Here is a 12,167-nt window from a genome sequence, read left to right on the forward strand (position 1 = left end):
GTTCGAGGATCTGGGCTACGACTCGCTGGCCGTGATGGAGACGGCCGCGATCCTGGAACGCGACTACAAGGTCACGATCCCGGACGAGAAGATCGCTGGCCTGCCCACGCCGCGGGCCATGCTCGACGAGATCCGGCACAGCCTGGCCGCGGCGAGCTGAGCCGTGTCGCACCGGACCGAACACACGCTGACCGTCGCGGCGCCACCCCGCGTGCTCTACGACCTGGCCGCGGATGTCACCCGCTGGCCGGCCATCTTCGCCCCGACGGTGTACGTGCACCACCTGGAGCGCTCGGAGTCCGCCGAGCGGTTCCAGCTCTGGGCGCTGGTCGGCGGCGAGGTGGCCACCTGGACGTCCCGTCGCAGCCTGGACGCGGCAGGGCTGCGGATCGGCTTCACCCAGGAACGCAGTCAGGCGCCGATCGCCTCGATGAGTGGTGAGTGGATTTTCCGCGCTGCCGCCGGCGGCGGGACCGAGATCGTGCTGGTGCACGAGTTCACCGCCGTCGGTGACGACCCCGAGTCGGTCCGCTGGATCACCGAGGCACTGGACCGTAACAGCCCTGTGGAGCTGGCTGCCCTGGCTCGCATCGGCACCACCGGGCATCCCGTCGAGGACGTCGTGTTCACCTTCGCCGACCGGGTGCCGGTGGACGGCGCGGTGGCCGACGCGTACGAGTTCGTGAACCGCTCCGATCAGTGGCCACAGCGGCTGCCGCACGTGGCCCGGGTGGTGCTGCGCGAGGTGAGCCCGGGAACGCAGGACATGGAGATGGACACCGTCACCGAGGACGGCTCGACGCACACCACCCGGTCGGTGCGGGTCTGCACACCGGTCGAGCGGATCGTCTACAAGCAACTGGTCCCACCGCGCCTGTTGCTGGGTCACAGCGGACGGTGGCTCTTCACCGACGACGGTGACGGTGCCACGGTCACCGCCGAGCACACCGTGGCCATCGATCCGGACCGGGTGCGGGAGGTGCTCGGCGAGGGCGCCACGCTCGCCGACGCACGTGACTTCGTCCGCTCCGCGCTGGGCGGCAACAGCCGTACGACGCTGGCACACGCCGGCTCGTACGCTGCTGCCCGACGATGACCGTGACGGGGCCGGCGGTGACGGCGGAGTTGACCGAGGTCGCTGACGGGGTGTTCGCGTACACCCAGCCCAACGGTGGCTGGTGCTTGAGCAACGCCGGCATTGTCACCGGGCCCGAAGGGATCCTGCTGGTCGACACGGCGGCGACCGAGCGGCGGGCCCGCGCCCTCGCCGACCGGATCAGCGGGCTGCGGGCCGGCCCGGTCCGCACGTTGGTCAACACGCATCATCACGGCGACCACACCTTCGGAAACGGGGTCTTCACCCCCTCGGCGACCGTCATCGCCCACGAGCGGGCCCGCCAGGAGATGGCCGAGACCGGGCTCGCGCTGACCGGGCTCTGGCCGGACGTGCGGTGGGGCGACATCCAGGTGGTGCTGCCCGATGTCACGTTCGCGCAGGAGTTGACGGTGCATGTCGGGGAGCGCCGTGCCGAGCTGCTGTACGTCGGTCCGGCGCATTCCACCAACGACGTCGTGGTGTGGCTGCCGCGTGAGCGGGTGCTGTTCGCCGGGGACGTGCTGATGTCCGCTTGTACGCCGTTCCTGCTGTTCGGTTCGGTCACCGGGGCCCTCGACGCGGTGGCGCGGTTGCGGGCGCTACGGCCTCGGACGGTGGTCTGCGGGCACGGTCCGGTGACCGGTCCGGAGATCCTCGACGCCACCGAGCGTTACCTGCGGCGGATCGTCGAGGTGGCGGCCGAGGCGTACCCGCAGGGGCGCAGTCCGCTGGAGGCGGCCCGTGAGTCGGACTGGTCGGAGTTCGCGCACCTGCTCGACCCGGAGCGGGTGGTGGGGAACCTGCACCGGGCGTACGCCGAGCTGGCCGGTGTTCCGTCGGGGGCGCCGCTACCGGTGGCCGCGGTGCTGGCCGAGATGATCGAGTACAACGGAGGGCGACCGCTGACCTGCCTGGCCTGACGGGCCGTCCCGCGCGTCGACCGGTCGCGCGCGGGGCGGCTCAGGCTGGTTCGGCGTACGTCGACAGGCCTCGCACGATGATCTCCATGCCCAACTCGAAGCGCCGCTCCGAGTCCAGGGACGTGATCGGCCCCGCCATCTGCGTGAGGTTGGGGAACCGGTCCGGGGGCAGTGAGGTCAGGTAGTCGTGGATCTGCGCCACGTATGCCTGAACGGCGCTGGTGTCCACGCCGTCGCCCGGGAAGGCATCGTCGAGCGTCTCGGTGGTGACGAAGGAGGTCACCAGGTCGCCGGCGTAGGCGGCGATGTCGTCGGGGAGGCCACCGGCGCGCAGCAGCGCCATGGTGCGTTCCATTCCGGCCACGCCGTTGGTGCCCAACGGGATCCGCGACAGCGACACGCGAGCCAGGTCGCGGTGCGACCGGAAGACCTGGCGCAACGAGCGCAGCATCTCCTTGACCTGCTCGGCCCAGCGTGCCGGGTCGGGTTCGGGGATGTCGACCTCGGCGAGCACCCGGTCGTACACCAGGTCCAGCAGTTCGTCCTTGTTGGCAACGTGGGCGTAGAGCGACGCCGGTCCGGTCTGGAGCTCCTGGGCGACGCGACGCATGCTCAGTGCGTCCAGCCCTTCGGCGTCCAGGACCCGCAGCGCCGTGGTGACGATCAACTCCTGGCTCAACGGCTGCCGAGGTGGGGGTTTCGGGGGCGTCTGCCATGGCGGCGTGGGGATCGCCTGGGTCACGCGGGCCTCCATGCTCGCTCGTCTCCGGTCGACACATCGTAGTTGACGCCATTCGGTGTTTGCTGTTAGAACGGTGTTCGTGCGTGGAACAGCGTACGCTGACCGTCGTGGAGAGGTCGAGATGAATCCCCTGACCGAGCAGGCAGCGCCCGAGGCGCCGTCCGACGAGACACCGCAGCCGTACCGGCACCGGTGGATCGCCCTGGCGGCGATCCTCGGTGCGGAGGTCATGGACCTCTTGGACGGCACGATCATGAACGTCGCAGCGCCGACCATCCGGGAGGATCTCGGCGGCGGCTTCACGGCGATCCAGTGGATGACCGCCGGTTACACGCTGCCCTTCGCGGTCCTGCTGATCGTCGGTGGCCGGCTGGGCGACATGTTCGGCCGCAAACGGATGTTTCTCGTCGGCGCGGCCGGCTTCGCCCTGGCGTCACTGCTCTGCGCCGTGGTGCAGGATCCGTGGCAGCTGATCGCAGCCCGCGCCCTCCAGGGCGGCCTCGGCGCGCTGATGATCCCGCAGGGCCTGGGGCTGATCAAGCAGATGTTCCCCCGCCGAGAGCAGGCCGCGGCCTTCGGTGCGTTCGGGCCGGTGATGGGCCTCTCGGCGGTCGGCGGGCCGATCCTGGCGGGCTTCCTCATCGACAGCAACCTGTTCGACACCGGCTGGCGGATGGTCTTCCTGATCAACCTGCCGATCGGCATCGCGACTCTCTACGCTGCGGCCAGGTTTCTGCCCGAGTCTCGGGTCGCCACCCGCCCGAGGTTCGACCTGGGCGGCATCGCCCTGGTCACCACCGGTCTGCTCCTGCTCATCCTGCCGCTGGTGCAGGGGCACGAACTCGACTGGCCGGCGTGGACGTTCGTGATGATGGCCGCCTCCGTGCTGGTCCTCGCCGCCTTCGCCTGGTACGAGTTGCGCCGCGAGCGCAGCGGCCAGGCCGCCGTCATCGAACTGAGCCTGATGCGTAAGCCCCGATTCCTGGCGGGTCTGCTCGTGGCGCTGGTCTTCTTCGCCGGCACCGCCGGGATGTCCCTGACGCTCGGCGTCTACCTCCAGGCGGGTCTGGGCTGGAGCCCCACCCGGACGGCCGCGACGATGATGCCCTGGGCGCTCTTCCTGGTCGTCGGCGCCATCCTGACCGGCGCCGTCCTCGGTGCCAAGCTCGGTCGCACGGCGCTGCACCTCGGTCTGCTGGTGATGATCGTGGGCGTGCTGTTCATCCGGTTCACCATCGGCCGCCACTCGACCGACCTGACCAGCTGGGATCTCGTCCCGTCGATCGCGATCTCCGGTCTCGGGATGGGCATCATGATCGGTCTCCTGTTCGACATCTCGCTGGCCGACGTGGAACCGGAGGAGTCCGGCACCGGCGGTGGGGTCCTGACCGCTGTGCAGCAGCTCGGCTTCGGCATCGGCGTGGCCCTCATTGGCACCATCGTCTTCGGCGTCGTCAGCAGGCACGCCGCCTCGGTGCAGGCCTCCCGCGAGGCCTTCACCGACGGGATCCTGCGTGGCCTCACCGTGGTGATCGTGCTCCTCGCGCTCTCCTTCGTGCTCGCCTTTCTGTTGCCGCGTCGGGCGCGAGACGAGTCCGAGACGCACTGACCCGCCTGCCCTGCCCGCCCAGACCGTCCGCCCTGCCCAAGGAGACTCGCCATGGCCACCGACCTCGCGCCCACACCGTCGGCCTCCCGCACCCGACTCTGGCCGATCCGTCTCGCCGGGGTCGCCGGGGCGGTCCTCGCCGCTCTGCTCACCTGGGTGCTCATCGAGCCGGTCGCCGGCCACGACCTGTACGCCCCGGCGCTCGGCTCGGACGCGCCGCAGGACATCGGCGCCGTCGAGACCATCGCCGTCGCCCTACTGCCCTCCCTGGCCGGGTGGGGGCTGCTCGCCGTACTCGAACGGCTCGTCCCACGGCGGGCCACGCTGATCTGGACGGCCGCCGCCCTGGTGCTGCTGCTAGTCACCATGCCCTGGGGTGGCACCTTCCGCACCGAGGGCGACCACCCCTCCCTCGTGCTGCTGCACCTCGCTGTGGCCGCCGTCCTTGTCCCTGTCCTGGCCTGGTCGTCGGCGCGGCGACGACCTTTCGGCACTCCCTGACCCCCGCAGCCGCTCTGACCCCGCCGCCCTGCCCCGCACCTCCAACGCAAGGAGACACGCAGCCATGACCAAGGTTCTCGTCATCGGTGCCACCGGCAACCAGGGAGGAGCGGTCAGCGACCTCCTCCTCGACCATGGCCACGAGGTCGTCGCGTACGTCCGCGCGCCCGAGTCACCCGCCGCCCAGGCGCTCGCCGCCCGTGGTGTGCAGCTCGCCCCCGGCAACCTCGCCGACTCCGAGGCGCTCGGCCGAGCCGCCACCGGCGTCGATGCGGTCTTCGGACTCTCGGTGCCCTTCGGTGATGGTGGCAAGGAGGAGGAGATCGCCCAGGGACGCCTGATCGTCGACACCGCGACTCGCGTCGGCGCCCACCTGGTCTACTCGTCGGTCCGTGGCGCGGACCGCTTGGAGGACAGCGACATCGACCATGCCGACAGCAAGCAGGTGGTCGAGACGTACCTGCGCGGGCAGGACGTGCGCGCCACAGTGCTCGGACCGGTCTACTTCATCGAGAACGTGCTCAACCTGAACTTCAGCCGCCTGGGCGACGGCGTCCTCTCCAACCCCCTGTCGCCGGGCAAGAAGCTGGACCAGGTCACCGTGCTCGACATCGCCGGCCTGGCGGTGTACGCCATCGAGCACCCGGACGAGCTGGTGGGTAAGCGGATCGACGTGGCCTCCGACAGTGTGACCGGCGAGGAGGCGGCCCGGATCCTCAGTGCGGCGATCGGCCGGGAGATCCCGTACCGGCAGATGCCCCTCGCCCAGGTCCGGCAGTGGGCGGGCGACGAGATCGCGGACATGTTCCAGCGTTTCGAGGACAACACCGACTTCGTCGACGTGGTCGCTCTGCGGGCGCAGTACCCGGGTGTGACCTGGCACAGCTACGCCGATTGGGCCAAGACGGTCGACTGGGACCGGGTGCTCAAGGGCTGACGACGGGGCGGCGCGGGAAGGTCCGGGCGCTCCCCGCGCCGCCGCCACCATTCGCCCGGTCGAATCCCTGTTCAGGCATGCGCTCGGCGCACCATCTCGTTGATCCAGACAGGCGCGTACGGAGATGTGCACCCCGGGGAGGTCGGGTAGTCCTTGAGCACCGCCAGCCGTTCGCCGATGCCGATCGCGCGAGCGCGGTGCGCGGCGTGCTCGATTCCGATCTGGGCCAGGCAGTGGTTCATCGCCCACTGGAGGCGATCCGGCGCGTCCCTCATCTCGCTTTCGATGACGTCGAGCAGTCTCGGGAGGTCGAGGCTCTCGGGCTTCTTCGTCACGCGCTCCGTGGTCAGCGCCCAGCCGGCACTCGCGACCACCGGATCCGGATCAGCGCACCAGGCCAGGCGCAGCTCCTCGGAGTGCGGGTTCTTCTTCACCACGTAGTTCACGAGCCAGTCGTGCACCTTGGGCGCGCGTGCCTCGCGCAGCATCGTGTCCAGCTCGGCACGCCCGAACGCCCTGGGGCGGCAGATCAGGATCGACAGCAGTCTCGCCGCGGTGTCGTCGGTCGTCCAGAGCTGGCACGCGAGTTCCTGCTGTGTCTTCAGCCGCTTCGCGAGCGCCCGAAGCTTGCCGAGGTGCACACCGTGATCGTCACCGTGTTTCGCGTTCACCTCGCGCGTGCGGGGGTCCTCCAGTGCGGCCAGTTCGGCCATCACCTCGGCCACCACCGTGTCGGTGGGCGTCGTCGCGGTCACCAGAGCCTCCAACTCCTCGGGTGTGACATGCACCTTACGACGGCGTCGGCCGTTGGTGACCTGCGGCTTGTCGGTTCCGGCTGCCCGCCGCCGGCCGAATGGCACAGTGAAGTCCATGGACAGGAAGCACGTCAACGACTGGCTCGCCGCCTACGAGCGGGTGTGGCGGACGCCGGGCACCAACGACCTGGTCACCCTCTTCACCGAGGACGCGAGCTACCAGCAGGGGCCGTACTGGACGCCCGTCGTCGGCCTGCCGGCCATCGCACAGATGTGGGAGAAGCAGCGCAAGGGTCCCGACGAGGTGTTCCAGATGACCAGCGAGATCGTCGCGGTCGAGGGCGACACCGCGGTGTCGCGTCAGGAGGTCCGCTACGGCGAGCCGGTCGAGCAGGAGTACCGCGATCTGTGGATCATGCGATTCGCCGACGACGGGCGGTGCCGGTCGTTCGAGGAATGGCCGTTCTGGCCGGGCCAGCAGCCGGCCAACCCTCCGGACGGCTCGATCGAACAGTGAGCCGCTGAGGGGGCAGCAAGAAGCAGCGATCATGGCTAGCATCCTCCGGCGATTACATGTCATCGGGGGAGAGCCATGCGCCGTCGTACGATCCTGCAATGGCCGCTGCTGGCCGGGGCCGCCGGTGCTTTGCCGATCTTGACGGCGAGTCCCGCCCTGGCCGTGGAAACCCGCCCGTGTTTGCTCGTCTCCGGCACTGACTTCGACAAGCTGCGTGGCCGAGCCGCGACTGAGCCCTGGAAAAGTTGGAGGAGCGCAGCGATCAGCCGGGCCGGCTGGGAGTATGTAGCGAACCCGGACGCCAGCGCCCGCTCCAAGCGCATTGCCGAGATCGCCAGCTACTCGTCCCTGGCGTACATCCTGGACGCGGGCGAGAACGCCCCGGTCCACGCCCAGAAAGTCCTCCAGATGGTGGGCCGCCTCCGCCAGGAGATCTCCACCCCCGGCGTGATCAACAAGACGCAGTGGGGCGGCACCGTCCCACAGGCCAACGCCCTGTTCCACCTGGTGCTCGGGCTGGATGTCGTCTACGCCGCACTGACGTCGAGCGAGCGAGCTACCGCGGAGACCCAACTGGGAGAGATCGCCGCAATCTTCGCTGACTTTGCCTCCTTCCCGAGTTGGACGGCAGCGCCGATCGGCGCGTACGGCACCTGGCTCGCCTATCGGGTGACGGGCGGCGGGGACACCGCGGACCTGGCGGCGCTCGGCAGGACCATCGGCGAGCTCGAAAAGCACCTCCAATCCGTCATGGGCAAGAGCGGCGCGTACCTGGCCGCACCCACGTACGTCGGCCATCGCCTGGGTTCGCCGGGCGACCGGGACCCGAAGTCCTACTTCGTCGATGTCCTGAGCAGGGAGCCAACGCTCTACTCCGGCGTGCCCGGATATCGCAACTACTACCAGGACCCGCACTACCAGAAGGCGATCGAGTTCTATGCCGGCTACCTCACCACGCCGGTGACCCGTCGGCTGCCTCGTCGGAGACTGACCGCCGAAGCCAACGTCACGGTGCGCGGTGGGAAATACGCCGGAGATCCAGGCGAGTCTGGTGGGCTGCTGCACGCGAAGGTGGACGAGCCCGACTTCACCCGAGAGTGCTACCTGCGCTTCGATCTCGGTGACCTGACCGCTGACCAGGTCGTCACAGTGCGGCTCCGGCTCTACGTGAAAGAGGTTGGCGCCGACGGTTGCCGGTTGGAGGTCTCGCAGGTGGGCGACGTGTGGCCGGAGAACGTGAGCTGGAGCGGTCGGCCGGCCGCCAAGGCGTTGCTGGGCACATGGATTCCCCGCACCAGGTTTGTGGCGGAGTTGGACGTGACGACGGCTGTCCGGGACGCGCTGACGACCGGCTCCCGGAAGTTCTCCGTCGGCATCCGATCCACAGTCGCTGGTGCCGAGCGGTTCGCCCAGCTCTTCTCGCGGCAGCCGAACACCCCCGACGAAGCCAATTCGGTACCCAGACTTCTGGTCAACACCACCACCGATGTCGTCGCCCGCGACGAGTACACCTTCGGTGACAGCGCGACGATCGGCGGCGCGGTGTCGCGCTCCGCCCGTACCTACAGCGCGTACAGGTTCAGCACGGCGGCGGGTTCAAACGCGGCCTGGAGCCTGAACCGGGTCACCATCGCGCCGCTTCCGATGATGACGACGTATGCCCTGACGGCTCAAGCGCCATCGCCCACCGTCGCCGTGCCGAGCCGGGTCTTTCCCGACGCGGGTGCGTGGTTCTTGCAGAATAGTCACGACCAGCGGGCGCTCGCCGGTGCGCTGTGGAACGCCGTCAAGGACGGCGGCCACCAGCATCGGGACACGAACTCGCTGCACCTGGCCGCCTACGGCGAGCATGTGTTGCGCAACTCTGGTTACAACGGCTACCCCTATCCGGCTGTCGGCTTCACCTACGCCCAGATCAGGGACCTGGCCGTGCTCAGCAACACCGGGCTCATCGGTTATGAGCCGTCGTTCGCCGATTTCGCCCCGCCGAGTCTCAACAATCACGTGAGGACGTACGGCGCTGGCATCGTCGAGGACCTCATGTGGGGTGGCATCGACTACGCCACCGGCGACTCCGGCGGCGCGCTGCCCAACGGCCGGCACCGGCGCAGCCTGGTGTTCGTTCATCCGAACACCGGCACTCAGGGCTACTGGACGGTCTTCGACGAGTTCACGGAGGTGAGTGGCGCGGGTCCGGTGGGGCTGGCCTGGCATCCCAACTCGGCCAGCGACCCGGCCGCGGACCCAGCGATGGCGGACTACACCTTCCCTGTCGATGTGGACCCGTGCACCGACACCGGGGTGAAGCTCACCGCGTTCCTCGCCACACCCCCATCCCAGGTCCACGTCAAGAGTGGGCCACTGGCCGACTGGACCGACGGGCACCTCGGGAGGTACCTCTACGTCACCTACCCACTGGACGCCGCCGCCCGCAAGAACGCCGTTACCGTGCTCTTCCCCTCTGACGACGTACACCCGAAGGCTGCGATGAGCAGGGTTGGCGGAACCGGCTACTCGGGTGCGTCCATCACGCACACCAGTGGCCACACCGACTACGCGATCGAGTCGAATGGCTCTCCCGAGATCACCATCGGCAACGTGACGTGGCAGGGGTGGGCTGCCTGGTATCGCACCACGGGCGGGGCAGCCGCCGACACGGTTGACGTGACCAATTACCTCGTCCGCAAGGGGCGCACGCTGCGGTGGCGTGAGTACGGCTTCGAGACCGATTCGTACGTCAGCATCCTGGCAAAGGGCCGTGGTGGTCAGCTGCTGAACACGACGGGTCGCGACATCACTGTCACCTTCCACCACCCAGGGCTGAGCCTCGTACGCTTCGGTGGCAAGCCCGCCGCCTCGCCGGCTTCGGGATCCGGCTGGCGCTCGGTCATCGTCCCCACAGGGAGGGTGGTCTTCGAACTCGTGACAACCTAGGGCACCCGCGGCAACCGCCACCTCAGTGGCGCACGGTGAGGCAGGAGGCCTCCAGCCGTTCCAGCGTCGCGGTCATGCTCGTGATCCAACTGCGGCCGTCGTCCATCGCCGCTCGCTCGTCGGCAGGCAGTGGGGAGCAGTCGTAGGTTTCGGTCACGATCGTCGCGGCCGGGCCGTCGGGGATCAGCTCGAAGGCCCACCGGTGTCCCCACCGCCGCAGCGGGGTGGCACCGGGTGCGGTGTCCGGGTGACCTCGGCCCGGTTCCGGCGTCCAGCCGATGCGCCGGTTCACCTCGTACTCGACGACGTGGTTGTTCATCGCGTAGTCGCCGTAGGGCGAGTAGTACATCCGCATCACGAAGACGTCGCCGACCGCGCCGATCGGCCGGTCCGACACGGCACCGCGCAGCATCCCGGAGCCGTCGAGTTCGGTGTGTCGGCACGGGTCCGCGAGGATCCGGAAGATGTCGGCCGCCGGCGCGGCAATCCGCCGGGACACCGCGACGGGTTCGATCTGACCACTCGTCATCGGTACGCCTCCTCCAGATCGGTCGACGCATGTCGGCGGAGGTCGTCGAGCCGGTCGGTCAGGAAGGCCCGCTCGACCGTGTTGTGGGATTGAGCCAGCGCCTCCCGGTAGGCGTCCGCCGCCGCTGCCCATCTGTCGAGTCGGCGCAGGAAGTCACCACGGGCGGCGCTCAGGTAGCCGTAGGTGGCCAGGGCTGGTTCGGCGAGCAGCGGTGCCAGCGCGTCGAGACCGGCCTGCGGACCGTCGCGCAGACCGACGGCCACGGCCCGGTTGAGCTCTACCACCGGAGAGGGCCAGAGCTGGAGCAGGACGTCGTACAACCCGACGATCTCCGCCCAGTCGGTGTCCTGCCAGGTCGGTGCCTCGGCGTGCACGGCGGCGATGGCGGCCTCCACGGCGTACCGGGTCGGCGGCCTGCGGCTCAGCGCGTCGGTCACCAGGGCGACGCCTTCGCCGATGAGCCGCCTGTCCCAACGCCCGCGGTCCTGTTCCGAGAGCAGTCGCAGCCGCCCGCTGGGAGACAGCCGGCTGTCGTCACGCGCGTGGATGAGCAGCAGCAGCGCGAGCAGGCCGCTGATCTCGGTGTCGGTCGGCATGACCAGGTGCAGCATGCGGGCGAGGTTGAGGGCGCTGTCGACCAGGTCACGGCGGACGAGGTGCGCGCCGCTCGGCGCCGTGTGGCCGGTGGTGAAGATCAGATAGAGGACGTCGAGGACGGCGCTGACGCGTTCGGCCAGGTGGTCGGGCGACGGCACCCGGTACGGGATGCGGGCGGCGCTGATCTTCTTCTTGGCCCGTGTGATCCGGGCGGCCATCGTGGGTTCCGGCACCAGGAAAGCGCGGGCCACCTCCGCCGTGGACAGACCGCACACCAGCCGCAGCGTCAGCGCGACCTGAGCGTCGCGGGACAGGGCCGGATGACAGCAGGTGAAGACCAGCCGGAGCCGGTCGTCGTCGAGGCCGTCCTCCGGGCCGGGCACCGACTGGTCGGTCACCAGCAGCGGTAGGGCCCGACGCAACACCGACTCGCGGCGCAGCACATCCAACGCGCGGTTGCGGGCGGTCGTTGTCAGCCACGCGCCGGGGCGATCCGGGATGCCGATCTGCGGCCAGACCCGCAGCGCCTGCGCGTAGGCGTCCTGGGTGCACTCCTCGGCGAGATCGAGGTCCCGGGTCAGCCGCGCCGTCGCGGCCAGCAACTGGGCCCAGTCGCGGAGGTGCGCCTGCGCGACCGCCGCGACGACCTCGGCACTCATCCGTGATCGACCACCGGACGGATCTCCACCCCGCTGTGCCCGGCGGAGACCTCGTACAGCCGCGAAGCGAGACCGATCACCTCGTCGAGGTCGGAGGCTTCGACCAGGTAGTAACCGCCCACCGCCTCCTTGGTCTCCAGGAACGGCCCGTCGGTGATGGCCAGCCGACCGTGTGCGTCGCTGCGCAGGCTGGTCGCGACGGCTGCCGGCTCCAACTGCTGGCCGTCGAGGACGGCCGAACCGGCTGCGGCGCAGAAGGCGCCGTGGGCCTCGTCGCAGAGCGCCAGGAACAGCAGAAGCGCCTGACCGAGACCCGCGAGAACGCCACGCTGGCCGTCGGTGAAGTCGTCGATCACGCGTCCGGAGATGCG

At 69.4% G+C, this 12,167-nt stretch carries 13 protein-coding genes; 8 read left to right on the top strand and 5 right to left on the bottom strand.

Annotated features, from left to right (window positions below; all coding sequences use genetic code 11):
• The first annotated feature begins 10 nt into the window (after nt 1–10).
• Genes ACWCO3_RS22845 through ACWCO3_RS22855 form a run of 3 tightly spaced genes read left to right on the top strand, consistent with a single transcriptional unit; the run spans nt 11 to nt 2,016 of the window.
• Nucleotides 11–160, top strand: coding sequence for an acyl carrier protein (locus ACWCO3_RS22845; RefSeq protein ID WP_450011928.1), 150 nt, complete (start codon nt 11–13; stop codon nt 158–160).
• A 3-nt stretch (nt 161–163) separates the two neighbouring features.
• Nucleotides 164–1,096, top strand: a complete 933-nt coding sequence (locus ACWCO3_RS22850; RefSeq protein WP_358050778.1) for an aromatase/cyclase — start codon at nt 164–166, stop codon at nt 1,094–1,096.
• The gene (locus tag ACWCO3_RS22855; protein WP_145780258.1) at nt 1,093–2,016 is read left to right on the top strand and encodes an MBL fold metallo-hydrolase; all 924 of its coding nucleotides are present in this window, start codon (nt 1,093–1,095) and stop codon (nt 2,014–2,016) included. The genes ACWCO3_RS22850 and ACWCO3_RS22855 overlap by 4 nt, the downstream gene beginning before the upstream one ends.
• Before the next feature lie 40 nt (nt 2,017–2,056).
• On the opposite strand, the gene ACWCO3_RS22860 is transcribed toward ACWCO3_RS22855, so the two are convergent.
• On the bottom strand, nt 2,057–2,758 hold the full coding sequence (locus tag ACWCO3_RS22860; RefSeq protein ID WP_280116481.1) for a TetR/AcrR family transcriptional regulator: 702 nt from the start codon (nt 2,756–2,758) through the stop codon (nt 2,057–2,059).
• A gap of 121 nt (nt 2,759–2,879) precedes the next feature.
• Here ACWCO3_RS22860 and ACWCO3_RS22865 point away from each other — a divergent pair, with 121 nt between their 5' ends.
• From ACWCO3_RS22865 to ACWCO3_RS22875, 3 genes are all read left to right on the top strand, one after another.
• Entirely contained in the window at nt 2,880–4,367 is a 1,488-nt protein-coding gene (locus ACWCO3_RS22865; RefSeq protein WP_357928533.1) for an MFS transporter, read from the top strand.
• A 51-nt stretch (nt 4,368–4,418) separates the two neighbouring features.
• Nucleotides 4,419–4,868, top strand: a complete 450-nt coding sequence (locus tag ACWCO3_RS22870) for a DUF6069 family protein (RefSeq protein WP_145780263.1) — start codon at nt 4,419–4,421, stop codon at nt 4,866–4,868.
• Nucleotides 4,869–4,932: 64 nt separating this feature from the next.
• On the top strand, nt 4,933–5,805 hold the full coding sequence (locus ACWCO3_RS22875; RefSeq protein WP_145780264.1) for an NmrA/HSCARG family protein: 873 nt from the start codon (nt 4,933–4,935) through the stop codon (nt 5,803–5,805).
• A gap of 71 nt (nt 5,806–5,876) precedes the next feature.
• Here ACWCO3_RS22875 and ACWCO3_RS22880 read toward each other — a convergent pair whose 3' ends face one another.
• A complete protein-coding gene (locus ACWCO3_RS22880; protein ID WP_208745149.1) occupies nt 5,877–6,518 on the bottom strand; it encodes a DNA alkylation repair protein in 642 nt (213 codons plus the stop codon).
• Nucleotides 6,519–6,675: 157 nt separating this feature from the next.
• Between ACWCO3_RS22880 and ACWCO3_RS22885 the strand changes: the two genes are divergently transcribed.
• A complete protein-coding gene (locus ACWCO3_RS22885; protein ID WP_145780268.1) occupies nt 6,676–7,077 on the top strand; it encodes a nuclear transport factor 2 family protein in 402 nt (133 codons plus the stop codon).
• A 75-nt stretch (nt 7,078–7,152) separates the two neighbouring features.
• A complete protein-coding gene (locus ACWCO3_RS22890; RefSeq protein ID WP_358164821.1) occupies nt 7,153–10,011 on the top strand; it encodes a CBM96 family carbohydrate-binding protein in 2,859 nt (952 codons plus the stop codon).
• A 22-nt stretch (nt 10,012–10,033) separates the two neighbouring features.
• Here the strand turns inward: ACWCO3_RS22890 and ACWCO3_RS22895 are convergent, their stop codons facing one another.
• The 3 genes from ACWCO3_RS22895 to ACWCO3_RS22905 form a co-directional block, all read right to left on the bottom strand.
• On the bottom strand, nt 10,034–10,540 hold the full coding sequence (locus ACWCO3_RS22895) for an SRPBCC family protein (protein WP_450011922.1): 507 nt from the start codon (nt 10,538–10,540) through the stop codon (nt 10,034–10,036).
• On the bottom strand, nt 10,537–11,796 hold the full coding sequence (locus ACWCO3_RS22900) for an RNA polymerase sigma factor (RefSeq protein ID WP_450011924.1): 1,260 nt from the start codon (nt 11,794–11,796) through the stop codon (nt 10,537–10,539). Before ACWCO3_RS22900 ends, ACWCO3_RS22895 begins: the two co-directional genes overlap by 4 nt.
• Nucleotides 11,793–12,167: YciI family protein (locus tag ACWCO3_RS22905; RefSeq protein ID WP_450011926.1), on the bottom strand; the 375-nt coding region annotated here is incomplete at its 5' end. The genes ACWCO3_RS22905 and ACWCO3_RS22900, both read right to left, overlap by 4 nt.

Source organism: Micromonospora sp. NPDC002411 (assembly GCF_053592955.1).